The 24,732-nt window shown below is 48.9% G+C and carries 20 protein-coding genes; 13 read left to right on the top strand and 7 right to left on the bottom strand.

Annotation, left to right across the window (positions count from 1 at the left end; all coding sequences use genetic code 11):
- Positions 1–303: 303 nt before the first annotated feature.
- On the bottom strand, positions 304–1,707 hold the full coding sequence (locus VN23_RS10700) for a di-heme oxidoreductase family protein (RefSeq protein ID WP_062654879.1): 1,404 nt from the start codon (positions 1,705–1,707) through the stop codon (positions 304–306).
- 192 nt (positions 1,708–1,899) lie between these two features.
- Positions 1,900–3,063, bottom strand: coding sequence for an imelysin family protein (locus tag VN23_RS10695; protein WP_046352141.1), 1,164 nt, complete (start codon positions 3,061–3,063; stop codon positions 1,900–1,902).
- Positions 3,064–3,187: 124 nt separating this feature from the next.
- Between VN23_RS10695 and VN23_RS10690 the strand changes: the two genes are divergently transcribed.
- The gene (locus VN23_RS10690) at positions 3,188–3,721 is read left to right on the top strand and encodes a gamma carbonic anhydrase family protein (RefSeq protein ID WP_046352140.1); all 534 of its coding nucleotides are present in this window, start codon (positions 3,188–3,190) and stop codon (positions 3,719–3,721) included.
- A 47-nt stretch (positions 3,722–3,768) separates the two neighbouring features.
- On the opposite strand, the gene VN23_RS10685 is transcribed toward VN23_RS10690, so the two are convergent.
- Positions 3,769–5,388, bottom strand: a complete 1,620-nt coding sequence (locus VN23_RS10685) for a methyl-accepting chemotaxis protein (RefSeq protein WP_052746608.1) — start codon at positions 5,386–5,388, stop codon at positions 3,769–3,771.
- A gap of 304 nt (positions 5,389–5,692) precedes the next feature.
- Here VN23_RS10685 and zapE point away from each other — a divergent pair, with 304 nt between their 5' ends.
- Positions 5,693–6,844: a cell division protein ZapE gene (gene zapE, locus VN23_RS10680; protein ID WP_046352139.1), complete on the top strand. Its 1,152-nt coding sequence runs from the start codon at positions 5,693–5,695 to the stop codon at positions 6,842–6,844.
- Between the two features lie 328 nt (positions 6,845–7,172).
- On the opposite strand, the gene VN23_RS10675 is transcribed toward zapE, so the two are convergent.
- Positions 7,173–8,093, bottom strand: a complete 921-nt coding sequence (locus tag VN23_RS10675) for a lipase secretion chaperone (RefSeq protein WP_052746607.1) — start codon at positions 8,091–8,093, stop codon at positions 7,173–7,175.
- On the bottom strand, positions 8,093–9,001 hold the full coding sequence (locus VN23_RS10670) for a lipase family alpha/beta hydrolase (RefSeq protein WP_046352138.1): 909 nt from the start codon (positions 8,999–9,001) through the stop codon (positions 8,093–8,095). Before VN23_RS10670 ends, VN23_RS10675 begins: the two co-directional genes overlap by 1 nt.
- A 269-nt stretch (positions 9,002–9,270) precedes the next feature.
- On the opposite strand from VN23_RS10670, the gene VN23_RS10665 reads away from it, so the two are divergent.
- Positions 9,271–10,230, top strand: coding sequence for an NAD(P)H-quinone oxidoreductase (locus VN23_RS10665; RefSeq protein ID WP_046352137.1), 960 nt, complete (start codon positions 9,271–9,273; stop codon positions 10,228–10,230).
- A 273-nt stretch (positions 10,231–10,503) separates the two neighbouring features.
- Here the strand turns inward: VN23_RS10665 and VN23_RS10660 are convergent, their stop codons facing one another.
- Positions 10,504–11,100: a glutathione S-transferase family protein gene (locus VN23_RS10660; protein ID WP_046352136.1), complete on the bottom strand. Its 597-nt coding sequence runs from the start codon at positions 11,098–11,100 to the stop codon at positions 10,504–10,506.
- A gap of 469 nt (positions 11,101–11,569) precedes the next feature.
- On the opposite strand from VN23_RS10660, the gene VN23_RS10655 reads away from it, so the two are divergent.
- The 6 genes from VN23_RS10655 to VN23_RS10630 all read left to right on the top strand — a co-directional run bounded on the left by VN23_RS10655 (position 11,570) and on the right by VN23_RS10630 (position 17,672).
- On the top strand, positions 11,570–13,378 hold the full coding sequence (locus VN23_RS10655; protein ID WP_046352135.1) for a pre-peptidase C-terminal domain-containing protein: 1,809 nt from the start codon (positions 11,570–11,572) through the stop codon (positions 13,376–13,378).
- Between the two features lie 365 nt (positions 13,379–13,743).
- Positions 13,744–14,346, top strand: coding sequence for a hypothetical protein (locus VN23_RS10650; protein ID WP_052746606.1), 603 nt, complete (start codon positions 13,744–13,746; stop codon positions 14,344–14,346).
- Positions 14,347–14,442: 96 nt separating this feature from the next.
- Complete coding sequence (locus VN23_RS10645; protein WP_046352134.1) at positions 14,443–14,757, top strand: hypothetical protein; 315 nt, start codon at positions 14,443–14,445, stop codon at positions 14,755–14,757.
- 87 nt (positions 14,758–14,844) lie between these two features.
- Positions 14,845–15,267 (top strand): DUF411 domain-containing protein, encoded by a 423-nt coding sequence (locus VN23_RS10640; protein WP_046352133.1) that lies wholly within the window; start codon positions 14,845–14,847, stop codon positions 15,265–15,267.
- A gap of 12 nt (positions 15,268–15,279) precedes the next feature.
- Complete coding sequence (locus tag VN23_RS10635; RefSeq protein ID WP_046352132.1) at positions 15,280–16,779, top strand: multicopper oxidase family protein; 1,500 nt, start codon at positions 15,280–15,282, stop codon at positions 16,777–16,779.
- Between the two features lie 338 nt (positions 16,780–17,117).
- Positions 17,118–17,672: a hypothetical protein gene (locus VN23_RS10630; RefSeq protein ID WP_046352131.1), complete on the top strand. Its 555-nt coding sequence runs from the start codon at positions 17,118–17,120 to the stop codon at positions 17,670–17,672.
- Between the two features lie 260 nt (positions 17,673–17,932).
- Here VN23_RS10630 and VN23_RS10625 read toward each other — a convergent pair whose 3' ends face one another.
- A complete protein-coding gene (locus VN23_RS10625) occupies positions 17,933–19,360 on the bottom strand; it encodes an MFS transporter (RefSeq protein ID WP_046352130.1) in 1,428 nt (475 codons plus the stop codon).
- 212 nt (positions 19,361–19,572) lie between these two features.
- On the opposite strand from VN23_RS10625, the gene VN23_RS10620 reads away from it, so the two are divergent.
- The 4 genes from VN23_RS10620 to VN23_RS10605 all read left to right on the top strand — a co-directional run bounded on the left by VN23_RS10620 (position 19,573) and on the right by VN23_RS10605 (position 24,493).
- A complete protein-coding gene (locus VN23_RS10620) occupies positions 19,573–20,535 on the top strand; it encodes a LysR family transcriptional regulator (protein WP_046352129.1) in 963 nt (320 codons plus the stop codon).
- Between the two features lie 150 nt (positions 20,536–20,685).
- Positions 20,686–20,970 carry a hypothetical protein gene (locus VN23_RS10615; RefSeq protein ID WP_046352128.1) on the top strand — a complete coding sequence of 95 codons (285 nt, stop codon included), beginning with the start codon at positions 20,686–20,688 and terminating at the stop codon, positions 20,968–20,970.
- A 271-nt stretch (positions 20,971–21,241) separates the two neighbouring features.
- Positions 21,242–21,646 (top strand): hypothetical protein, encoded by a 405-nt coding sequence (locus VN23_RS10610; RefSeq protein ID WP_046352127.1) that lies wholly within the window; start codon positions 21,242–21,244, stop codon positions 21,644–21,646.
- A gap of 3 nt (positions 21,647–21,649) precedes the next feature.
- Positions 21,650–24,493 carry a DUF4132 domain-containing protein gene (locus tag VN23_RS10605; protein WP_046352126.1) on the top strand — a complete coding sequence of 948 codons (2,844 nt, stop codon included), beginning with the start codon at positions 21,650–21,652 and terminating at the stop codon, positions 24,491–24,493.
- Positions 24,494–24,732: the final 239 nt, after the last annotated feature.

Here is a 24,732-nt window from a genome sequence, read left to right as displayed (position 1 = left end):
CTCCCCGCGGGCATAAGTATCTATGCAAGTTGAAATGAGCAAGTATCCGTAGGGTGGGTTAGGCTAGGAATTATATTTAATAGGGCGCTGTCATATCTTGGCCGTAACCCACCGCAGCGCAGTGTCATGGTGGGTTACGGCCGAAATAAATCAGTGCCCTAATGAGCATTAAGCGCGGCCTAACCCACCCTACGATGATCAGATCTTTTGGTTAGCGCTCTTAGAGTTAAAACCCATCAGCTTTGGCATAAAACAAGAAACCCAGCGGGTTGTATCCGCTTCACGATATGTCGATGCCTTAAATCACAAAGACTGCAAAAATTTCAAGAGGTTGTCCCGGTCGGCCTTGGATAATTTCAGTACGGCTTGCTTGGCGTTTTCTGCTTCTCCTCCGTGCCAGAGTACGGCTTCCATTAAATTACGTGCGCGGCCATCGTGCAGGTAGTTGCTGTGGTTGTTCACGGCAGGCACTAAGCCTAAACCCCAGAGTGGCGGGGGTTTCCATTGATTGCCATTGGCAAGGCCATCCGGGCGGCCATCCGCTAGGCCTTTGCCCATGTCGTGCAGTAGCAGGTCGGTATAAGGCCAGATTTTTTGTCCTGAAAGCACGGGCACGGCTTTAAAGTGGGCTGTGGTATAGCTGGGTGTATGGCAGCTTACGCAGTTGCTTTCTTTAAATACCTGTTTGCCGCGCAAGACTGCGGCATCTTGTGGATCTCTGCGGGAAGGCACGGCGAGGGTGCGACTGTATAAAATTACTTTATCCAGCGTTTTGCTGTCAATTTCTGGCTTGCCGCCATGGGGGGCTTGTATGCAATCTTTTTGGGTGGGCATGCATTCTTCTTTAGGAAAATGCTTGGAGGTAATGCCGATATCACCATTAAATGCGCCTGCAGATTGGTGGGCAATGGTGGCGACATTGGCTTTCCAGCCAAAACGACCCAACATGGTTTTGCCTGCATAGGCGTCCGTCACATAATTGGGCGCGCCTTTAATACCTAAGCCTTCTGCTTTTTGCTTAGCAGCATTGGCCAGAATGTCTTTTTCACTGATGGCTTCCAGTAAGCCAAGGCCAATCATTTGCGGGGCGACCCGTGGTGAAATCATCAGCTGCGGGTGGGCTGGGCCATACGCCAGATCGCTTAGGGTGTAAGTGGGTGCGCGCAGGCTGTATTTTTCGCCGTCCGCAAAGTGGCCAGGTATTTCCCGGTAGCTGATTTGCACCTTACCTTCGGGCTTCACATTGTCGATGGCGTCGTTATTAAACTGGCCGCCGTAATTGGGGTCGGGCTTGTCGCCGGGGATAGACAGGCGCAGCAGTAGCGATAAGGGCTGATCTTCCTGAATGCCATTATTAAAGTCGGGTGGTGTGCCACGGCCATCCTGGCTATGGCATGCCCCACAGGATCTGGCAATAAAATGCGGCCCCAATCCATCTCTGGCGGTGGTGGAGGCGGGGGCGGCGACCCATGCTTTTTTAAAAAACGAATTGCCAATCACAAAAGTGGTTTTGTCTTTTTCGCTCAGCGCATCGGCGCTCAGTGAAAAGGCATTGCGGCCGTGATCATCTGCGGTGGCTGCATTGCCTCCCGGCCTGTCTTCGCCTGTTTCAAAGGCGGCGAGTAGGCTGGTGGCGCTATAAGCGATGGCGGCTGTAGTGAGTAAGGTAGCCGCGAGCGCGGCCAGTTTGATGGTCTGTTTTTGCATGGAATCACTTTTTAAACGGCAACGGCCCTAAGGCGATAAATCACCTTAGGGCCAAAAATTAGTACCAACTTAGGTCTGCGAACAAAACCCAAATCTTGAACCACAGAGAACAAGAGGGCACGGAGTTTCACGGAGAAAACCAAGATCCGTTTCGTGCTTATCTACTTTTGATTCTCTGAGGAGTTACAGCTGTTAAGGTGCTTTGGTGCTTAAGCGTTTAATACCCAAGCTTTCCGCTGCAATCACGAGGTTTTTACCCTGTTTCTTTAAAGCATCAATCACGGCTTGTACTCGTTTACGGCCAGGGGCATCTTTTTTGCCAATGATTTCTTGATCAAACGGGGCTTGAATTTCTTTGGATAATTTCAAAGTGTTAGCGATATCTGTACTGATTGTTTCTGCAATGGCCGGGTTTTTCTGGGCAACGAGGGCTTTCAGGCTGGCGCCTTCCAGTGTTTTGCCATCACGGCCGGTATAGCGGCCTTCCCATACATTTTGCATGCCGATTACATCGCCAATAATGTCGCGATGGGTGTTGTCAGCAAAGCAAGAGTGCTCATCTTCCTGATTTTGCGTATCCATTGCCACTTCCATACGCTCGCCTGCTAGCTCGCCACGGGTGAGTACGCCTAAGCCGGTCAGTGCTTTTTTCAGGCTGGCTTTGTCGCCTGCAACAAATTGCTTGCGGAAGTTATTGCCGCTGGCTTGCCATTGCTGGGTGACCGATTCCAGATCTTCAATCAATAGCTCGGTGACGATTTTCATGTACTGGCGGCGGCGATCGGCATTGGGTGCTTTACCGTCGACGAAATCTGTAAATTGCCTGTCCCCCGGGCCATTGGCATTTTGATCCTGGCCCCAGAGCAAGAACTCGATGGCGTGCCAGCCGGTAGAGATGTTTTCTTCACCACCACGCTCATTCAGTGATTTTAATTTTTCTTTGGTGATGGCGATTTTCGGGTTGTTTACAAAGCCTGATTTTGTTTTGCCTTTTACAAAATCGATATAGCCTTCATCAATCGGCCATGCATTAATCCGTGGCTCTGGGCCCTGTGCGTCGTCGATCGGGCCAGAGTAAAAGCGATAAACTTCAGTGGGCAAATAAAACTCACGCGCGGCCAGCCAAGCTTTACGGGCGTCTTCTAAGCCTGCTTGTGAGGGCGCAGCTAAAAAGGCATCAATGCTTTTTTGCATATCACGGGCGCTGGCTACGCTATCGCTATAGCTGGCATGCACAATGCTGGAATATTGCTCCAGCACGGCGCGGGTGGTGATGTCTGCTGCTTGAGAAGGCAGGGCTGTTGCAAAGAAGCCTGCGGCAATTGCGCCGCAAAGAATTTGATTCAATCGTTTCATTTGTGGTCTCAAGCAGATGACATAAAGACGGAATGATAATGATTCTTATGATGTATGCAATAGATTATTGTAAATATTTTGTAGGTGATCGCTTACAATAAGCTTTTTTTAGGGGATAAAAATCATGGCAATAGGCCTATTCGATGGCATCAAGCCCGAAGTAAAAGCGGGTGCATGGGTACATGATTCGGCACAAGTAATCGGTGACGTGGTGCTGGGTGAAAATGCCTCGGTGTGGCCGGGCGCGGTGATTCGTGGCGATGTCAATGCAATCAGCATCGGCAAAGACAGTAATGTGCAAGATTGTGCCGTGTTACATGTGACGCACAAACGCGCCGATGATCCGGAAGGCGCGCCATTGGTGATTGGCGAGCGGGTCACTATTGGCCACGGCGTGATGTTGCACGGCTGTACTATCGGGGATGAATGCCTGATTGGTATGGGGACGATTGTGCTGGATAGAGTAGTGATTGAAGATCGAGTGATGATTGGCGCGGGCTCCCTTGTGCCGCCTAATCGCCGTCTTGAATCCGGCTGGTTGTATATGGGCCGCCCCGCAGAGAAAAAACGCCTATTGAATGAGGCCGAGCTGGCTAATTTTAATTACTCAGCCGCGCATTATGTGCGGCTGATGGCGAAGTATCGGGATGCGGGGTAGAGCGTGCGCTTGGTTTGATGGGGACGATGAGCTTCCTCGTGGATTACTTATAAGCGGAAGCGTGTGACCGAGGTGGTGAGTTGTTTGGCCATCTCATCCAATCCCAAAATAGACGAGCTCATACTGCGTACGGCTACCGCATTTTCTTCTGTCATGTGGGCGATTCTTTCTACGCTGAGCGCCAGCTCGCGTGCGGCTGTGCGCTGTTCCTGCATTTGATCGGTGATATTAGTGACCGACCCCATCACATCGTGGCTGCTATTGTTTATTTTTAAGATGCTTTCTCGTGCCTGATTTGTAAGCGTAAGGCCGTCTTCTACTCGGCGGTGGCCATTTTGCATACTGCCGATGGCGTCGTGCGCCCCCTGTTGAATAGCACTTACCATGCTGGTGATTTGCGCTGCAGATGAAGTGGTTCGTTCGGCTAATTTTCTAACTTCATCGGCAACCACAGCAAAGCCACGGCCTTGCTCGCCTGCTCTGGCCGCTTCAATCGCAGCATTGAGCGCCAATAAATTAGTTTGGTCTGCTACCTCACGAATGACCACAACGATGCTGCCGATTTCTTCAATTTGTTTACCCAAGCCTTCAATTTTCTCAGATGCACTGCCAACATCGGTGGCGATTTTCTCCATTTCTTTGGCTGCGGCCTGCACGTCACTGCTGCCAGATTCGGCCAAAGAGCCTGCTTCACGTGCCTGGCTACCTACATCTTCTGTATTGGATGCCACCTGATCCATGCTCGTGCTCATTTCTTCTACCGCTGCTGCCATCGAGCTGGCTGAGGATGTTTGCTGATCGGTGCTGGCAGAGACTTGTTGCGATGCAGCGGCCAGCTCTCTGGCTGCTGATGAAACAGATTGCGCATTATCAGTCATCATTTGAATAATACCGCAGAGGCTGCTTTGCATATCTTTAATGTCGCTTTGTAAATGACCAATTTCGTCTTTATAGATTTTTATATTTTGCCAATTATAAGAAAGATTGCCCGCAGCTATTTGTTTGGCTACTTCGGCCACTTGTAATAAAGGTGCGGTGATTAAATTGGCTATATATAAAGCGATAATAATACCTAATGCCAGTGCAGCTAAGCTGGCCGTAATGACCACCGTTCTGGCAGATGCATAGCTTTCATAGGCTGTGTTTTTACCTTTTTCCATTAATTCTTCTTGAAAAGCGGCTAATTCGCGCAATGCCTTTACATAGGCATTATTGTTGGGGGCAATTTGGGTTTTAATAAAGGGCCAGGCTGCTGCATGATCGTCAGATATTTTTAGAAACTCATCGAATTTTTTATCGAGTAAATTTACAGACTGGCTTACTGTTTGAAATAACTCTTTGCCCTTAGGTGTACTGAGTCTTTTTTCTAGGTCGAGTAATTTATTTTTGGTTTTATTTCTATTTTCATTTAGGATGCCGATTGCTTTAACATCATCTTCTTTATCGTCAGACAGGGCTATATTGCGAACTTGCCTGCCGCTATCCAGTGTGAGCGCCATTAATTCATTCGAGATAGCAATTTTCGGATAACGATCTTCCATTAAATCTCGAATTGCATCGTCAATTTGTCCCATGCTTTTTAAGCTAAGCAAGGCCATAAAGGCCAGCAGAATTAAAACCACAGCAAAGCCAAGAAAAAGCTTGTTTTTTACCCTCATATTATGCATGACGAAATCCTTTCGCAGAAGCAATGGCTGTGGTCAAAAGCGGGCAACATCTGCTTCATTCATATTAAGGGCGAATGACAGTTGTGTCATAGCTTGCCTAAAGTACTTATAGGGAGTTGTAAGTTGTAAATATCAGAAAACAAGCGGTGTTTATCAGTTTGTCCTGTTAAACGGCATGAATTCCCAGTGGCTGATTTTTGTGAGCTAAAAGAGTGAAAAGGAACAAAGTTTTAAAGAAAGAATCAAATGGATAAATAACGCGCTGGCTTTATAATCTAGTCTCGTTCTCAGACAGGTTTTAGTAATGTCCCAGCATGTAATTGCTCCGCCAACGCAAGGCACCAGCCCTAAGGCTTGGTATCAAGGCTTGAGCGCCAGCCCGAGTTTTATTCCTGACCCGGCTCAGGCCGAGGCAATCGAGCGTCTGGATGCGCTTTACCATCAGCTATTACTTTTCAAAACCAAACGTAGCCGCTTGTTTGGCAAATCACTGTTGCCGCAGCCCGATTTACCGCGTGGCCTGTATTTCTGGGGAGGAGTGGGGCGGGGTAAAAGCTTTTTGATGGATGCATTTTATGCGGCTTTGCCTTATAAGCGTAAGAAACGGCTGCATTTTCATCAGTTTATGCAAGAAGTTCACCATGAGTTGCGTCAGCTAAAAAGTGAAACTGATCCGCTGGCGGCGGTGGCCACTAAGATTGCCAAATCGGTACGCGTGCTGTGTTTTGATGAATTTCATGTTTCCGATATTGCGGATGCCATGATTTTGGGCCGCCTGATGGAGCATTTATTTAAGCGTGGCGTGGTACTGGTGACGACGTCTAATTACCCACCGGATGGCCTGTATCCACATGGCTTGCAGCGCAATAATTTTTTACCGACTATTGCTTTGCTTAATAGCACGCTGGATGTGTTTAATCTGGATGGTGGCAATGATTACCGTATGCGTACGCTCACCCAGGCCAGAACCTATCTCACGCCCAATACTGCAGAAAGTACGGCGGAGTTGGATAGCTTGTTTTCGGCGATGGCGACCAGTAAAGACGGATTACCTCAGCTAAAAATTGAAGGGCGCACCATTAAAGCTAAGCGGGTTGCGGCGGGCGTAGTGTGGTTTGATTTTTTTGCGATTTGCGGCGATACCCGCGGACAAGCTGATTACTTGCAAATTGCGCACACCTATCACACGGTGATCGTGTCTGATATCCCTAAACTGGCGAGTAATCAGGCGTCCGAAGCGCGGCGTTTTACCTGGCTAGTGGATGTGTTTTACGACCATCGCGTAAAACTGATTATTTCGGCGGAAGTAGCAGTGGATGATCTTTACCAAGACGGTGTGCAAGCCAGCGAGTTTTTTCGCACCGCCAGCCGCTTAACTGAAATGCAGGCCGAGGAATATCTCGCCCTGCCGCACCAATCGATTGCGGCGCAGTTAACGGGGATTAGTGAGACTTAGTTTGGCATATAGCATTGGGCGAGTTGATAATTCGTAGGGTGTACAACGACGAAGTCGGAGCGCAAGAAAAACGACTTGCACACCCTACGAAACTGGATACTTCTTCTTAAGCGATCCCCCCCCCGCTTGTTTTTTGCTCCGGCGTGTTTCAAAGGGATATTTAAGTCCCGCGCTACTCGCTGTGATATGAACTGCTGGGTTTTAAAACACTCAAAACCTAGAAAGCAACTTAATTCAAACCTTGTTTTCTCCGTGAAACTCCGTGTTCTACTGGGGCCGAAGGGGTTAAAGATTGGGGTTTGCGCACACATTCGCAATCCAACGCTCCCTACTCAAACGCCCCCAAGCGCTTTTGTTCCTGCGCCGAAAAATACTGATCACGCAGTTTTTGTATGGCGGTATTTTGCTCAGCGGGGGCTACGGTGCTGAGTGCATGGCTTCTTGCCGCTAAATAAGTATCGATTTTGCTTTGCCACTGGCCTTCTTCCTTATCCAAGGCGGCAAGTCGGTTTGCAGCTTCCTCCCCTACACTCTGGCTGCGTATTTGCCGCAGTTGCTCGGTGCTGGCTCCAGCTTGCTTGGCCGATTCAATCCGTGAGGCCAGCGAGAGGTGTTGCACCAGCATGGCTCTTGCTTGCTGTGCGGCAGGGCTGAGCTGGGCGTCGAGTGCAGCTTGCTTCTGGGCTTTTTGCGCAGCACTTAATCGCTCATCCTGATTAATGGCTAAGCGATCTAACAGCACATTATGTTGCAGATCCTCTTCTGCAAATAAAGCGCTAATTTCTTGACGATTAAAAAAACGGCTGCGCGTATTTTGAATGGCGGCAAGGCGTAAACGCATGGTTTCCAGGCTTTGCCCGGCGAGTGCAGGGTTGTTAGTCAGTGCAGCCAAGGCCTGCTTAAACTGAATGTACTGGGCTAGGATGCGCTTTGCTTCTTTAGCGGCTTCAGGTTTTAGCTCCCGATCTAAATCTTGTGCAATCTGGGCCATGATCTCTGCTAGTGGGCGCTCTCCCACTGTCGCCAGATAATAATCAAAGCGCAGCAATAAGGCCTGATTAAGCTGCAAATCACCTTTGCCCTGAGCGATTTCCCCATCAGCCTCGGTGCCGGACAGGGAGGGGGCAAAAGCAATGGCAGGCTTTGTGGCAGCCACCTGAGCGATGGTCTGCTCAGGCTTGAGTGACCAGGCCGCAGCAGCCACCAATAAAACGGTGGCCACCATGCCAGCAAATAGCCAGCGCAGCATTAGAGGCCTGCGTTTTTCAGGCGGTTAGCGTGCTGGCGAAAGACGCTAACTGGGTTGGTTTCAAACAGGCTAACAATACCAATAAACTGATTGACCTCATCCAGATGATTCATGCGGTAATCGTCGCGCAGCACTTGGCCTAAATGGCTGGAGCAAGATGAAACCAAGCCATCGTTTTTTTCTTTAAAAGCGAGTGACGTGAGCCCCATGGCGGCATCGCTGACATCAAAGACATTGGTCACCGGGCTGGCTCCGCTCCAAGAGTAATAACGAACGCCATTTACTTGATAGGCACCTTCATTGCAAGCGCCAAGCGGTAGGCCTTCCGGAAATTTGGCATTAAATTTCGCAGCACCTGCGGTTGTTAGTGAATCGAGTGCTGCATTGGCACTTTGCGGTAGCGAGCCGTCTTTAGAGACCAGCCCGATGAGTTTGGCCAAACCTTCAGCAATCAAAATGGCGGTTGCTTCGTTGATTGAGCCGGGCGGCGTGGCTTTACGCACCACATCCGCTACTTTAGAGCCTTTATTTACTCCTGCAATATTACTCACTGATGCGACTAAATCAGGCCGCACCGAAGCCACATAGCGCGTGGTAGGGCCGCCGTGGCTATGGCCGATCAGGTTGACTTTACTTGCGCCGGTGATGGCTAAGATTTGTTTTACTTGCGTTAAAAGCTGTTCGCCACGTAGCTCGCTAGAGTTGGTTGCTGAGACTTGGGCCACATATACTTTTGCCCCGTCGGCTTGCAGGGCTTGCGGCACTTTATAAAAATAATCGACACCTAACATCTGATCAAAGCCAAATAAACCATGCACCAAGACAATGGGGTGCCGTGTTTCGGTATAGCCCGCAGCCATAGCGGGTGTGGTTAGGGCGAGTAGCAAGCATGACAGAAAAAATTTCATCCCAAACTCCTGGGCCTTTGAAAAGGCTGAAAGAGCACCGCGTGCGGCGCGTTTAAAACAAGATCAAACACCTGTTTAATCTGCATGCTTACGTCATAGAACAAATGTTTGATTAATCCCATTTAAAACAGCAATTATTTTGTAATAAAAAGCTGACATTTTACTGACTATTGATTTTTAAGCCTTTGCCGCCATATCAGAAGGAGTACATCCAAGCTGCTTGCAGCTGGCTTTGCTCCTTTTTTACCTCTCACCTTAAGCAGGTAGCTATGCGCGCTGTCATTCAAGAAAATCAAACCCTATTGCTTGGGGATGCGGCTTTGCCAAAAGTTGCTGCTGGGCAATTATTAGTTCGTGTACAAGCAGCAGGGATTAATCGCGCCGATTTAGCGCAAGCCGCAGGCCGCTATCCACCACCGGCTGGGGATTCAAATATTCTGGGTTTAGAAGTAGCCGGAATCGTGGTTGAGCTGGGCGAGGGCGTGGTCGATTTTGCTGTGGGTGATGAGGTGCTGGGGCTGGTAGGTGGTGGCGCATATGCTGAGTTTTGCCTGCTGGAATCCGCGCTTGCGATTAAAAAACCTGCGAATTTGTCTTTTACTGACGCAGCTAGCCTGCCCGAAGTATGGATGACGGCATGGTTTAATCTGGTTGAAATTGGCAAGCTGGAAGTGGGCCAGCGCGTCTTGATCCATGCAGGGGCAAGTGGCGTGGGGGCTGCCAGTATTCAGCTGGCTAAATACTTGGGCGCGTGGGTGGCAACGACCGCAGGTGGCGTTAAGAAAGCCGCGTTTTGCCGCCAGCTAGGTGCTGATCTGGTGGTGGATTACCAGCAGCAAGACTTTGCCGCAATGGTTAAAGAAGCAGGCGGGGTAGATTTGATTCTGGATGGTGTAGGTGGGGATTACCTGGCAAAAAACCAGGCTTGCTTGAATATCGATGGGCAAATTGTACTGATTGGCTTATTAAGAGGAGTGAGCACAGAAATTAATTTGGGCCAGCTCTTAATGAAACGCCAGCGCCTGACAGGATCAACCCTTAGAGCCCAGCCATTAAAAGTAAAAGCAAAATTAGCCACGGCGCTCAGGGATAAAATTGCACCTGCCATTGTTGCCGGGCAATTAAAAATAACGGTTGATCGTATTTTTAATTGGCAAGAAGCGGCCATTGCCCATCAATATATTGCAGAGAATCAAAATATTGGCAAAGTGCTGCTGCAAGTTTCTTAAAAGCTGGGCATGTCCTCATTCCCGCGTGAAGTTGTCGGGAATCCAGTTGCGCTGCTGGATCCTCGATAACAACATTTGGGGATGACGATTTAATGAGAGTTAAGTCGTTCTGCATAAGTGATCAGGTATTTTTAATGCCAAATCCTGTGGTTTTTGTAGGGTATGCAAGTGTTTTTCTTGCGCATCGTCCTTGGTGCACAACGATGTCGTCGTTTCACACACTATGAAAACTCCATACTTTTAAAATGCAGGATGTTATACGAAAGCACTTATTTAATCCGGGCTTGGTATCATTGCTGTATCCGGATGGCTCCAGCCGGGTAGTTGGCAAATGGCCGCAAGCCAGCGTTTAATATTTGGATAATCAGCCACATTAATTCCTACTTGATCCAGCCAGAATAAATAAGCCGAGCAGCTAATATCCGCAATACTTGGCCCTGATTCTAAAAGAAACTCATGGGTCGCCAATTTATCATTCAGCATATTTAAATCAGCCTGCACTCGTAGCATTAAATAGTGCATCACTTCCGCCGGCTGGGGTTGCCAATGTAGGGCAAAGCGGTAATTAGGCAAGCTAAAGCCAATTCGGTTAGCCTCCCAAGATAGCCATTCCACAGCGCCTTGCCATTCTTCTCCACCCGTAAATTGCCCGCTTGTTTGCGCCAGATAAATCAAGATTGCATTCGATTGGCAAAACACCTGTCCCTGATCAAGCAGAACCGGTACTTCGCCAAAGGGGCTGATGGTTAAAAATGCTGAGGGTTTATTGCTTAAATCGACCCATTGGTAATCATGGGGTGTGTTTGTTAAAAGCAGAAAAGATCTGACTTTATAAGAATGACCGGAATCGGTGCTACCGAATAGTTGCATGAGGGGCTCTTGTTTAAGAATAGGTTTGAAATCTTGAGTGTTATTTGTCGTACTTACTCTACACGGCCCTCTATGGAATAAGTACCAGATGAACGCTGCCACTGTAAGAATCGCGCCTGTGCAGCATAAGGCGTGTGGCAAATAATCCATTTTACTAGCATAAAAAGCCTTAAATAGATAATTAATAAATATTGGATGCTAAATGTGGATTTGGTTTTTTAGATAAATAGCTAAAAACTCAGCTAGTAAATTAATTGATTAATTTATTTTAAGTTCAAGTTGTTGATTTGTATGAAGATAATGTCTTTTGGGTTTGAGTTGTTTTTTATGTAAAGCGTTAATGGCTTTCTTGCTAAGAGGGGGTGATCTGCTAGGGTTAATTGCTAATCATTTACGGTGGGCTACTTAACCATAAGTGAATCAATAGCAGAGCTAAAGTATCAATCCTACTCCTCTGAAAGGAATAAAAATGAGCAAACTTACTGCACTGATCGCGATTACTTTTGCCAGTTTTGGGGCCCATGCCCAGGAGGGCGCCAGCGTTGAAATGGGTAGTACAGAAGCGGTGATTAATCATTTTATTGCACAGAATAGTAACCCTCAGTCTGCGCTGGTTCGCTCCTTAGGCGGGGTAAATTTAGGGGCTAATATCAGGGATTATTTTTATAAAAATGGCGTATTGTCGGTGACGGGTACGGCGATTGATTCTAAAAATTCTGTGTTTGTATTAAAGGGCAGCAAGCAAAAATTATATGGCTATTTAGTTTTGCACGATAGTAAAAGAGCATTTGAATACACCACCAATAGCAAGGGGATTGTATCTGCAAAAGAAGTGCCGATTAGCAAAATTTATCCTGATCTGGATGAACGTTTTCCTATACAAACCCAGGCGTTTGCCAATATTGCTGTTTCGCATCCTAAATACAGTCCAATGGCGTTGCGCCAGGCTCCACATATTGGCCCTTATCAGAATGAAGATGTTACAAGGTTGGAAAGTAAACCAGGCAGCCCCTATGTGTTTTATTTAAATACAGCCGCTGTGATGAATGGATCAACGCCTTTAAATGGCGTAACAAAAGAACAAATGTATCGTACATGGCAATCTGTTGCTGACCAGTATTCAATGCTGAATATGAATGTCACGACCAATCTGGCCGTTTATAACGCGGCCAAAGCGAATAATTTGCTCCGCACGGGTGTTCTTAACTATGTAAATCAAGATGGCCGCTCCAATGCGCCGCTGCATTCTTTTGGTACTACGGCAGCGGGCACTTTGTATCGCAATTCATCGGCTGGCTTTGATTACGGCTATGGCATTGGTATGACGGCTGCGCATGAAGTGGGCCATCAAATGGGCATGTTGCACGATCATGGCGGTAGTGGGGGTGAGTATTTTGAAGGGATTCCTGCTTTTCAGTGGGGGCCGATTATGGGCAATTACTGGATGGGGGGCAGCTGGGCTAATCAACTATTTACCTGGAGCAAGGGCGAATACAATACCGCAAGTAATTTTGAAGATGATTTAAATATTATGAATGTGGAAGAATCGGTGCCTTATGCTGTGGATGATAATCAGAGTGGCAAGCCATTGCTGATTGAAGCGAATGGCGATATTAATCCGCAACGCAATTTTGGCCAGATTGAGCGTAATACAGATAGTGATAGTTTTATGTTTAGCTTAAATTCGGCCGGTACTCTAAATGCAAGCATTGATCCGATTGAATATCTGCGTATGTTGGATATAGAAGCATTGGTTTATGACAGCGCAAATAAAATTGTTGCCCGCAGCAATTTGTCGGTGAATCGTTCGGCAGAGTTTAATAATCAAACCTTGGCGGCGGGTAATTATCGTCTTGTGATTAAAGGAGGAGCAGAGGGCACGCCGCAGCATGGTTTTTCAAATTATTCGTCCTTAGGTTATTACGCAATTAAAGGCGCTTTGCTGGGTAAGGTGGTGGATACCGATCCGGTATTAAAGAGCGGCGTGCCACTGATAGGGCAGGTTGGTACAACAGGGGGCTGGAAGCATTATGTGATTGATGTGCCGGCAGGCATGACTAAGCTGCAGTTTAGTATTGCCGGGGGGAATGGCGATGCTGATCTATACGCACAGCTAGGCGCGCGTGCCACAAGCACAAGCAATCTTTGTAAATCGGATGGCAGCACCAGCAATGAAACATGCAGCCTTAATCAGCCAGCGGCCGGTAAATATTACTTAAGCATCTATGGCTATGCCGCGTATTCGGCTTTAAGCGTGAGTGCCAGTTTTAGTAAGTGATGTAATGGGCGATGTTACGTAGTAAAAACCAAACCTTGAAACACGGAGGCTAAAGAGAACGCGGAGTTTCACGGAAGAAAAGAGGAGGTAGAAACGACAAGAATCGCCCGAATAGTGCAGAAATCCCCCTCGTCCCCCTTTTTCAAAGGGGACGAGGGGGATTGGGCACTGTATATCTTTACAAAAAGGCGCCAAGTGAATGAGTTCTTCAAATCTATGCTGAGAAATCTTAACTGCCCCACCTTGGGCTTTGTTCATTTCAATTTATTAGTGGGCCAGTTACTTAGGCATGCGATTTAGAGACGAATAGCGAAAGTGGCCTATGACTTTGGTATGATGAGGACTCTATTTTAAATAGGACACTCATGTTTTCTTGGCGCTGGTTTTTCGTTGTTGTGATTGTATTGGGAGGTTGGTATCAATGCCAACAACGCGCACAGAAACCGATTCGTCAAGCTAATGGCGTTTTGGTGCAGCGTGATCCCGTGCAAAGCATGCTTGATCGCGGTGAGGTCTGGCAAAAAGATAATTACACGATCAAAGCCTTAGCGGATTTTGATATTGAAGCACGCGTATTGGCTAAAGAAATGTACTCCAGTGGTCGCGAAGCTGATTTGTCCCCAGTCGATTTGGCTTTGGGGTGGGGATCGATGTCCGATTCTGAAGTTCTGTCTGATTTAAGTATTTCTCAGGGCAATCGTTTTTACTTTTATCGTTGGGAAAATCAGCCACCTCGCCCGCCTGAGGAGATCGCAAGTCATAGCGCCAATATGCATATGATTCCGGCGGATGCTCAGATCGAAAAAATATTGAAAGGGGCCAGGCCAGGCCAAGTGATTCATTTGCGCGGCAAGCTGGTTGAAGTGAGTGCGCCCGATGGCTGGCGCTGGCAGTCTTCGCTGACTCGTGATGATACTGGCGCGGGTGCTTGTGAGTTGTTTCGAGTGGAAAGCGCTGAAATTCGCTGAAGTGTATTCGTATTGGTTGGGCATTTGTTCTTAGTTGTAAGCCCAGTGTTACTTTTTAAACTGGTCAGCCAATCTTGCAGTGATACAATCAACCTCATGAAAAAAGCGTGGCTTTTCTTTTTGTTGCTGTCAGTCTTGGCCTTGAATACGGCCATGGCAGGCTGGGTTGCGCCCGCGCCCAGCAAGGCTTGCCACACGATGCAAATGCCTGCTGCCGACAAATGCCATACTGATAAAACGCTGTTAATGGCCGATTGCCTGCAATCTTGCCTGAGCCATTACCTCGGTTTTCCTGTTGTTTTAAGTTTTTCTAAGCCCCTTGCCATACAGTCTGTGTTTAATCGCGTGGCGCTGCAGCTATTGCCCGATCCCTCCCTTGATTCGCCCGATAAGCCACCACAATTGGCCTGATTCAGGCCCAAATTATCTCTCTGCTTTTTGAATAATCTTGCTTTAGCCAGCGGCTGTCTTGCGGCTGGCTGATTGGGTGATCTTGTCATGAAAAAATTATTATCTACCCTTGCGTTAGTCGTATTGGCCCAGCCTGCGCTGGCGGCGATTAATGCCACTTTGTATAAAAGCCCGACTTGCGGCTGCTGCGAAGAGTATGCGAAATATCTGGAAAAAAATGGTTTTAAAGTCAAAGCCATTAATAGCAACGATATGTCGGCGATTAAAGCGCAGTATGGCTCGTCCAATCTGGCCAGCTGCCACACCACTCGTGTTGCTAATTACACGGTAGAAGGCCATGTGCCGGTGGCGGCGATTCAAAAATTGCTGCGTGAAAAGCCCGCCATTGCAGGGATTAGCGCACCGGGTATGCCGCAAAACTCCCCAGGCATGGGGCCGGAAATTAAAGGCACTTTAAAGATTTATCAGCTAGGCAATGCTACCGAGCCTAAGCTATTTTCTGTTGAATAAGGGCTAAGCATCATGAATCGCAGACACTTCTTACACGCAGCTTTAGGTTCGACCGGTTTGGCTTTGGCCTCAAATCCACTTTGGGCGGCGATGAGTCATGGCAAACACGCTGCGCACGCCTCTGGCACGCCCGCCATGCCGCTTAAAATGGCCCCGGAAAATATCAGCTTATTGCCTGTTGAGGCGCTGCCGGCTGGCAATCCGCACGCTATTTTGTTTCGCCTGCCTAATCTCAGCCCCAAACCTGCCGTGGTTGCCGCAACCATCACCGCCGAGCCATTTGAAGCAGAGCTGATCCCGGGTAAAAAAACCGTGGTCTGGGCATATAACCGCAGCATTCCCGGCCCTTTGATCGAGGCTTTTGAGGGGGACACAGTAGAAATTCGCTTTGTGAATAAGCTGGCGCAAGCATCCACCGTGCACTGGCACGGCATGCCCGTGCCCGCCGATCAGGATGGCAATCCGCAAGATGCCGTGCCAGCAGGCGGCGAGCGGCTTTATCGATTTACTCTGCCGCTAGGGTCAGCAGGCACGTATTGGTATCACCCGCACCCGCATGGCGATACGCCCGAGCAGGTGTATCGCGGCTTAGCGGGGCTCTTTATTGTGCGGGCTAAAAACGATGTGCTGGCGCATCTGCCCGAGCAGCATCTGGTAATTTCTGATTTGCGCTTAGCAAGCGATGGCAGCATTCCAGACAACAATATGAACGACTGGATGAATGGCCGTGAAGGGCAGTTTACACTGGTGAATGGCCAGAGAGAGCCTGTGATCACGGTTGGGGATCCGCAGCGCTGGCGCATCTGGAACGCCTGCAGCGCCCGCTATTTACGCTTGGCTATTCCTGGCAGAAAAATCATTCTGGTCGGCAGTGACGGTGGTCTTTTAGAGCGGGCGCAAGAAATGGACGAGCTGCTGCTTGCACCCGGCGAGCGGACCGAATGGATAGTGGCAGGGCCAGCCGGGGCCGTCAGCTTGATGGCGCTGGCTTATGACAGAAGCAAAATGGGCAAGGTAGCGCCTGAGCGTGATATCAAGCTGGCAAGCATTCAATTTACCCAAGATAGCGTTGCCAAACTGCCAGAGCGCTTACGCACCTTGCCGCCAAAGATCAAACCTGTGGCCAAAAAACGCGTGGTATTTAGCGAAATCATGAGCATGGAAGGCGGCCAACACAGCATGCAATTCTTAGTGAATGGCAAAAGCTACGATATGCAGCGGGTCGATTTGAATAGCCGTCTTGGCGACACCGAGCTATGGGAGATCGTGAATGATTCGCATATGGATCACCCTTTTCATATTCACGGTACGCAGTTTGAGGTGATCGATACCACACTCAAAGGCAAAACCACGCTCGCCCCGTGGCGAGCCTATAAAGACACTTTTAATCTAAAACCCTACCAAAGTGCTCGCATTTTAATCACCCAGCAACACCGTGGCTTACGCATGTTCCATTGCCATATTCTGGAGCATGAAGGGCAGGGCATGATGGGGCAGGTGTTGGTGAAGTGAGGGTTTCTTACTTACCAGTAGCGTGAAGCCCGTGTATTTGCCTGCGGGTTTCACCAATACACACTAGCCAAAGTTAAAAAAACTTTTTTTAGCGCTTTCGTTATAAGGCTCTTGGTACTCTTACTAAAGAGTGGTTTAAAACAGCCAGTACAGCGCGAAAATTGTAGTAAACAGTCAATTTTTACGTTGATCAGGTTGTTTTAGTAAAGTGTTCAATTTTCACTGTGATGACAGTTAATATTCAGCATTACGACATTTTTTGCTTGTTTTTGATTCAGTAATTGCTTGGTTTGAGCCATGCCATCCTATGATTATAAGCAAGTTCAAGGAGCTGTAAGATGACGTTCACCGAGTTTGAGCTGTATCTTCGCCAGATCATGGGCTTGGATTTTGGTGATAGAAATCATGAAATTCAAGTTAATTTCGTTCGCTTGCAGGAAGAGATGATTGAACGAGGAATGTTGAACTCAACGATCACATTGAGAAAAGTTGCTGACTTTTTTCTTGCCGAGTTTAAGGCTAGATGTTGCTTGGTTGAGGCTCATGTAGTTGGGAAACTCGCCGTGTTAAAGCCTGCCGATGGTGGTGATAAGACATCATATGTAGTGCCGATATTTAACTCGGTTGTTATGGAGCAGCATGCCTTCATTGAAAAAACCTACGATTCAATTGTAGAGCCAATCACCGCGTGCTTGCCGGGAGGAATGCCTGCCCAAATTCGAGAACAATGGGTGCAACGAATGAATAACCATATGAAGAAAGCCTCACTTACAGTTGAGTTTGAGTGCAAGGCTGCGGACAGTATGGGGACGAAAGAGTTATTCATGTTACGCCCAACAATCTATGGGGTTGGTATCGATATTAAGGAGCTATTGAGGAAGTATTTTTCATGAGAAATACTGTGGGCTGTCCTTAAAAAATATTAAAGCCTTAGCCTTAGGCTTAGGTTTTTGCCGTACGTCTAAACCATGTGCATTGCACTAGCTAGCTAAAGCATGACCTGCTTTGGTCACTCCCTCGAGTTAATCATTGTTATCGTATTCAATGTCTAAGGACGCAATGCGCTCGGCTTCTTGTCTTCGTGAAACTCCGTGTTCTCTGAGGCCTTCGTGTTTCAAAATGTGGGTTTTGCTAAGCAATATAGCGACCCGTCTTAAGGTGCTGTAAGTTGGCTTCTGCTCTCATGACATTGATGAACCTTAATCGCCATAAAAAGCGCCAGAAAAATCAGCCCTGCAGCAAGAGCAAAGGTGATTTTTAGGCCGTGAGCCACCGCTTCGGGGCTGGCAGTGTTAAAGGTGTTTGTGCCTGCTGCCAGAGCAAACACCGCGCCCATTAGGGATGCGCCGGTGATCAGGCCAAGGTTACGGCTCAGATTAAGCAGGCCGGAAATCAGGCCGCGCTGATCTTTGCTCACTTCTCCCATCACAGCGGTATTGTTCGCGGTTTGGAATAGGGCGTAGCCGCTGGTGATCAGTACCATGGGGGCGATATAGCCGCCCAATGATGCGGGCAGCAGAGCCAGAGCAAAGCAACCGATCGCCATGCTGCTCAGCCCGATCAGGGTGGAGGGCAGAGTGCCCAAATGATCTGTTATTTTGCCAGCAGGAATCCCTGTTAATGCGGCGGCGATGGGGCCGATGGACATCAGCAGCCCTACATGGGCGGCGTCCAGCCCAAATGCACGGGACAGATAAAATGGCCCCACCACCAACGTTGCCATGACCACGGTGGCGACCAGTGCGCTCATGGCAAGGCCGGTATTCAGCGCAACATTGCGTAATAAATCTAAGCGGATCAGAGGGGCGGCTGCGTTTTTTTCGGCGAGTATAAACAGGCCGATTCCGCAAGCCGCAGCCAATAATAAGGCCACATTCAGTAGCCCAAAATGGCCTCGCCCCATCGTCATAGCCAGCGCATAAGCCGCAAGTGTAAAGGCGAGTAAAAGCGTGCCAAGGTGATCAAAGCGCGGACGCTGGGCAATAGGCCGATCAAGCGGCAAATGGCGCTGCGCCAGCACAAAAGCGAGGACACCGAGTGGAATATTAATTAGAAATATCGCCTGCCAGCCCAACCCTGCAATCAATACGCCGCCTAGCGATGGCCCTAGCGCTGTGCCCACGGCTGACATACTGCCCAGTAGCCCCATGGCGCTGCCGGTTTTTTCTTTTGGAATCACCTCGCCCACAAAAGCCATGGCTAAGCTCATCATCATGGCCGCCCCCAGGCCCTGAACTGCGCGAGCGGCAATCAGCCAATTGAGCGTTGGCGCGATGCCACATAGGATAGAGGCGAGTGTAAATAGCACAATCCCAGCTAATAGCAGCCGCCTGCGGCCAGCCAGATCACCCAGCCTGCCCACGCTCACGATTAAAGTTGTGATGCCCAGCAGGTAAGCAATCACCACCCATTGCACCTGTTGAAAAGACGCGTTAAACGCCTGTGCCAAAGTCGGCAAGCCCACATTGGCGATGCTTGTGCCCAGCGATGGCAACAAAATTGCTAGCGATAGGCTGGCGAGTATCCAGCGGGTTGAGGCTGTGCTTTGCGTGACGGCTGGATGGGATGGGGCAGGTTTCAAAGTGAACTTCCTTGCTGTTGGGTGTGTGCTGGCTGAGGCATCGAATCATCGCGGGTGCAACCCGCCGTTTTATTTCATACCAAGTCGGGCGGGTTGCACCCGTCCTACAAAAGCCGCTCCCTGCAAGATAGCCCCATATTTGCTATGGCGGAAGACGCGTTGCTTGCACTTTATTCATGCATTTAACGCCATAGCAAAATATAATACCCAGCATGACGACTCCGGATTTCAATCTACTGATCACGCTTGATGCCGTGCTGGCTGAGGGCAGTGTGGCTAAAGCTGCCAAAAGGCTCGGCCTTAGCCCATCGGCAATGAGCCGTGCCTTGGCGCGCTTGCGGGATACGATGGGCGACCCGCTCTTGGTCAGAGCCGGGCGCGGCCTTGTGCCTACGCCGCGCGCACTTGAGCTGCGGGAGCAAGTTAGCCAGCTGGTGCAAGAGGTAGAAGCCGTGCTCCGCCCCGCCAATCAACTCGATCTTAAGGAGCTAGCCAGAACATTTACCTTAAGAAGTAGCGATGGTTTTGTAGAGAATTTTGGCCCTGCACTGATTGCTCGCATCAGTGCAGAAGCCCCCAGCGTGCGGCTGCGCTTTGTGCAAAAGCTAAACAAAGACAGTGCCTCGCTGCGTGATGGCTCGGTTGATTTAGAGACCGGCGTGATCAGCGAAACTACCGGTCCCGAGGTACGCACCCGAGCCTTATTCAGGGATCACTTTATCGGCGTGGTGCGCATGGGGCATGCGCTTAGCCAAGTGGAAATCACCCCCGAGCGATTTGCCGCCAGCCCGCACGTACTGGTTTCAAGGCGCGGGCTGGATAGAGGGCTGATCGACGAAGCCTTGCAGCCACTGGGCCTCACACGGACAATCACCACCATCGTCAGCGATTTTTCCGCAGCGCTGGCACTCGCCAGATCCACAGATCTGATCGCCACCGTGCCAGAGCGCCACACACAAGCCCTGAGCGCCGGAATGCACCGCTTCCCCCTGCCTTTCCCCTCCTCAGAAATCACTATCTCCATGCTGTGGCACCCCAGAATGGAAGCCGACCTCGCGCATCGCTGGCTGAGAGGCGTGGTTTTTGAGGTTTGTGGGGGGCTAGAGAAAAAAACTGGGGAACGCAGAGTGGTCTGCATTGCTGATGGCGCCCAATACCATGCTGATGCAATTTAAGATTGGCCTGTTTAGTGCGCAAGTTATAGTGATGTTTTACTTTTGTTTGATGTAAAAATTTAGTCAGAAACATATGCTATACCGGCTTGAAGTATTTGGATTTGGTTCAGTAATAAATGTTAGGTAAAACAGAGAGTGGGGAGTCTTCCTATGAATTTAGAAGCACTTAAAGAGCAATTAAGACCATGGCTTCTCGTATCCACTTGGGATAGTGGGCATTCACTGGACGAAAGGCGTTTTCATAAGGCACTGCATGGTGTTTTTTCTGTTTTAGGAACAGCAATACCGACGGATGACTTTAGGCAGGTAATGATTGAGTTATTAAATGAGTTGTACCCCACCCAAGATTCTATAGACCGCAGTGCTAGGATTGAGAGCTTTGTGAATGTTGCAGAGCGCATCGGCCTTTACTTACATGGCGCTCGAATATTGTAAGTATCTTGTATTTAGTTTTCTATTTAAATTGACGCTGTGTTGGTATGAATTAAGTTAAACGTTAGGTTTTGGAAATGACGCGAAGTGAATACTACAAGTAGTTTCAGCTGTATATTACTGGTGATTCAACGCTGAGCTTTACGATGTACTTTGTCGCTGCACATGAGATGGCCCTCATGTGTGTTCCCTACAATTGCAGTCCATATAACTTCCCTTTCGCTTATTAATCCGTTAAGTTTCAAGCTTAGAAATAACCTGTCTAAGCTTTCTAATGAAAAATGTGACTGTTGAGTTTCAATCAACCACCCCGTCTTCGCCAAATTTCCAAATTCAGCTGGCTTTGCTTGGTACAACGCTCAGTGCGCGTGAGCTGATTCGGCAAACGGTGCTGGAGCAGTGTCGTCAGGCGGCGCTCAGGCCCGCTGTTCGGCCTCAATACCTGTCTGAAACGGAGATTGCTGCAATGAACCAGAGTGGGCGTATTGCACTGCCCGTGCTGGCAAGTGTGGAGCTGGATTCAAGGCACGAGCTTGAGCTGGCGTTGGCTGCATTTGAGCAGCGCCGTTTTTTGCTGCTGGCGGGGGATAGGCAGATTGAATCGCTTGATACAGAGATTACATTCCACCCTGCATTGGCTATTTTCTTTATCCGGCTCATTCCTTTGGTCGGGGGCTAAACCATGCTGAAATTTAATCCGGAATTTTTATTTGCACAGCAGTCGGTTTTACTTAATGCCACCGCGCAGGCGCTGGATATTGATGCGGCTTTCGCGCAGGTGAAACGCCCGCAAAGCGAGTTCCGCCAATGGGCCGATGTGTGTGAATCTTATTGGGATGCAATCAGGGATGAGCACTTTATGCACTGGCAGGCCGCAGTGCGTGCCCAGTGTGGGGAAAGTGACCGGCTATTCACTTTGGCGGCATTAAATGCAGACGCTTTGCTGCTGCAACATCGTGCCTTTCAAATGGACGGGGCTTATGTAAAAACGAATGATACTTTATTCGATCGTGAGGCTGTATTGCTGCAGCTTACCGTATGGTTGCTCAAATATGCCCTGAGAAAATCTGAAAAATTAGATCTGCTTGAAGCAAAGTGGTGCCGCGATTATGCAAGGCAGACGCTGGCCTACGTGGCTTGCGGTATACGCCGCGGGCTGATTCCTTTGGGCGCGGCTTTTTGGGAGGAGCATGTCTGGCCAGAGTATGCTCAGTTATCCGTGCTTACACAGCAAATTGTGGCAGGCCAGCTGTACTTTAATGAGGAAGGTTTGTGGCAGGAGCAAGCCAGTGAGCGGGTGTTGCCGGTAGAGCTGAAAGATGATTTTGGGTCTTTGAGCTATATGCCCCCCATGATGCGGCGGATTCGCTGTTGTGTGGCATATGCGGCTAAAGAGCAATGGCTGGCGTGCGATGATCTGCAGCGTTTTTGTGTGAATGATCCTGCTTTTGCACCGATGGAGCTGTTGGCACAGCGCTATGCAGATTGGCCGAGTGCTTATTTGCTATTGCGTGAGACGCTGTTTACTTTATTGCACAGGCACGGTTTAGCGGAGATGTTGGATTATTCCGAGCCTCAGGATAAGGAGCTCTATTTTGAGCTGGCCAGTGCACGGGCTTTATTCTGGGTTGCAGATGATTTGCTGGCCAATCCGGAACAAAACAATCTGAGTTCATACTGGTCTCGGTACTTACATATTACGGCTTTTGATCCTGATGAAACCGCTGATGTGTTGCTCACCCGCTTACAAAGTTACCCGCCAAAAATTGTGCAGATTTTGTTGCAAAGCCGGAATGCATTGATAGAGCCTTTATTATTTAAGGCACTGGGCAAGGCGCAGCTTGAGGCCTTACGCCATTGGTGCTTTAGCTATCTGGCCACTCACGACGCAGATTCTGAACCGGCATTTGGCACGATAGATATTCATACTGCGCGCCCATTGCTTGGCGAACTGAGCCTTGATGATTGGGCCTGGTTAAAAGAGCACTATTGGCCGGCAGATCTGGCGAAATTACTCGGAGCCATTGTTGGAGAGGGGGCGGCTGCACTGGAAAAATCCGCAATCAGTAAGCACGCCCATGTGCCGATGATGGCGCTCGGTCTTTTACCCCTGAAAAACGAAGACGAATGCCGGACGCGTTATCTGCAACTAAAAGAGCTTTATCAGCTTGCCAATCAATATGGCGCTCAGCGGCAGGGCAATCAGCGTGCGGCTGTGCAATCCGGGCTGATTAATTTAGCCAGTAATGCGGGTTTTAGTAGCCTTGGCGAGCTGGAATGGCAGATGGAAGCCAGCCTGGGTGATGCCTTACAGTTTTTGTTCTCAGAGCAAAAAATCGGTGATTACAGTGTTTGGATCGAGTTAAAAGGCTCGGACTCTGGCCCTGCCTTTTTAAATAGCAAAGGAAAATGCCTCGCCAGCGTGCCTGCCGGAATTAAAAAAGAGCCTGCCTGGCTTGAGCTTAAAGAGCTGTGGGAGGAGCTCAAAGCACAGCGCACTCGCTTTATTCAGGTGCTGGAAACCTACTTGCTGGAACAGCGCTGGCTGAGCATTGCACAAATAGAGCTAGGAATTGAGCATCCGCTTTTGGGCGCACTTATTCACCAACTTGTTTGGGTGGATGAAGCAGGGCATTGCGGTGTTTATCGTGCTGGAGTGCTTGCGCATCCTACTGGTGTTGAAATAATTGAAGGTGGCCTGCGTCTGGCGCACCCGATCGAATGGCTGGCAAATGGCCGCCTCGTACAATGGCAGGAATGGGCTGTTCTGATTAAGCTGCAGCAACCCTTTAAGCAGGTGTTTCGTGAGCTCTATGTGCCTACCCCCGCTGAGCTTGAAGCCGCTACGGAATCGCAGCGCTATGCCGGGCGCTGGGTATCTACCCGAATTGCTCAGGGCATATTTAAAAGCCGAAACTGGCGTCCTTCCCGATGGGCTGAAGAAGCAACGCATACCAAGCGCTTTGTGGGGGATGTGTCTGCGCATTTTGATTTTGATTTTAAATATCACTACTTCACCGAAGTGGATACCTTGCAAACGAGCGCCGTGACTTTTACTCGGAATGGCGAGGCTTTGGCATTAACTGCAGTGCCCCCGCTGATTTTTAGTGAAGCGATGCGCGATCTGGATTTATTAATTGCCCGTGCAATGAGCAGTGGAAGCGAAGAATACAGCTCCAGCGAAACGGTTGCGGCAAGAAGAGCATTAATTAAAGCGCTACAGCCAGCACTAGGCGGCGAGCGCATTCGTATCGAAGATCGGCAGGTGCATTTGCAAGGGCATTTGAGCAACTATCGTATCAATCTTGCCAGCGCTCATATTCATATTGAGCCGGGTTCTTACTTGTGTGTTATTCCTGCAGGGCAGAGTGTGGCCAAACTGCAGCTTCCTTTTGAAGAAAGTGATCATCGCAGCAGTGAAATTATTAGCAAAATAGTCTTGTTGCTGGCCGACGATAAAATCAAAGACGAAAGCATCTTGCAGCAAATAAAGGGTGTTGTGGGAGAAGGCGCTGGCAGGGAATAGTCTGGATGGAGGGCATTGCTAAATGAATGCAAATTGATTTACTGTTTCTGGGATTTATTGTTTCTGGCGCTGAATATTAAGTATTTCCGAACAGACCCAAAGCGAGGTCGCAAACAAACGCCGCTATCTAATGCTTAGCGGCGTTTGTTCGATAGATATCGGGTGTGTTTTATTTGTTTCTAATGGTTAGTTTTTATTGGGCAATTGGAATCTAGTTCAATTTATGCCTTTTGATTTAA

It is taken from the genome of Janthinobacterium sp. B9-8, assembly GCF_000969645.2.
In the GTDB taxonomy this organism is placed as follows: Bacteria; Pseudomonadota; Gammaproteobacteria; order Burkholderiales; family Chitinibacteraceae; genus Iodobacter.
Note: the sequence above shows the minus strand (reverse complement) of the source record. Positions and strands in the feature narration are given on the sequence as shown.

Excerpts from the sequence above, each read along its gene's own strand:
- zapE (WP_046352139.1), top strand. The coding sequence starts at position 5,693 with ATGTCCCAGCATGTAATTGCTCCGCCAACGCAAGGCACCAGCCCTAAG.
- VN23_RS10690 (WP_046352140.1), top strand. The coding sequence starts at position 3,188 with ATGGCAATAGGCCTATTCGATGGCATCAAGCCCGAAGTAAAAGCGGGT.
- VN23_RS10675 (WP_052746607.1), bottom strand. The coding sequence starts at position 8,093 with ATGCTGCGCTGGCTATTTGCTGGCATGGTGGCCACCGTTTTATTGGTG.
- VN23_RS10640 (WP_046352133.1), top strand. The coding sequence starts at position 14,845 with ATGAAAAAATTATTATCTACCCTTGCGTTAGTCGTATTGGCCCAGCCT.
- VN23_RS10650 (WP_052746606.1), top strand. The coding sequence starts at position 13,744 with ATGTTTTCTTGGCGCTGGTTTTTCGTTGTTGTGATTGTATTGGGAGGT.
- VN23_RS10645 (WP_046352134.1), top strand. The coding sequence starts at position 14,443 with ATGAAAAAAGCGTGGCTTTTCTTTTTGTTGCTGTCAGTCTTGGCCTTG.
- VN23_RS10665 (WP_046352137.1), top strand. The coding sequence starts at position 9,271 with ATGCGCGCTGTCATTCAAGAAAATCAAACCCTATTGCTTGGGGATGCG.
- VN23_RS10610 (WP_046352127.1), top strand. The coding sequence starts at position 21,242 with ATGAAAAATGTGACTGTTGAGTTTCAATCAACCACCCCGTCTTCGCCA.
- VN23_RS10605 (WP_046352126.1), top strand. The coding sequence starts at position 21,650 with ATGCTGAAATTTAATCCGGAATTTTTATTTGCACAGCAGTCGGTTTTA.
- VN23_RS10670 (WP_046352138.1), bottom strand. The coding sequence starts at position 9,001 with ATGAAATTTTTTCTGTCATGCTTGCTACTCGCCCTAACCACACCCGCT.
- VN23_RS10615 (WP_046352128.1), top strand. The coding sequence starts at position 20,686 with ATGAATTTAGAAGCACTTAAAGAGCAATTAAGACCATGGCTTCTCGTA.
- VN23_RS10700 (WP_062654879.1), bottom strand. The coding sequence starts at position 1,707 with ATGCAAAAACAGACCATCAAACTGGCCGCGCTCGCGGCTACCTTACTC.
- VN23_RS10655 (WP_046352135.1), top strand. The coding sequence starts at position 11,570 with ATGAGCAAACTTACTGCACTGATCGCGATTACTTTTGCCAGTTTTGGG.
- VN23_RS10620 (WP_046352129.1), top strand. The coding sequence starts at position 19,573 with ATGACGACTCCGGATTTCAATCTACTGATCACGCTTGATGCCGTGCTG.
- VN23_RS10660 (WP_046352136.1), bottom strand. The coding sequence starts at position 11,100 with ATGCAACTATTCGGTAGCACCGATTCCGGTCATTCTTATAAAGTCAGA.
- VN23_RS10685 (WP_052746608.1), bottom strand. The coding sequence starts at position 5,388 with ATGCATAATATGAGGGTAAAAAACAAGCTTTTTCTTGGCTTTGCTGTG.
- VN23_RS10630 (WP_046352131.1), top strand. The coding sequence starts at position 17,118 with ATGACGTTCACCGAGTTTGAGCTGTATCTTCGCCAGATCATGGGCTTG.
- VN23_RS10635 (WP_046352132.1), top strand. The coding sequence starts at position 15,280 with ATGAATCGCAGACACTTCTTACACGCAGCTTTAGGTTCGACCGGTTTG.
- VN23_RS10695 (WP_046352141.1), bottom strand. The coding sequence starts at position 3,063 with ATGAAACGATTGAATCAAATTCTTTGCGGCGCAATTGCCGCAGGCTTC.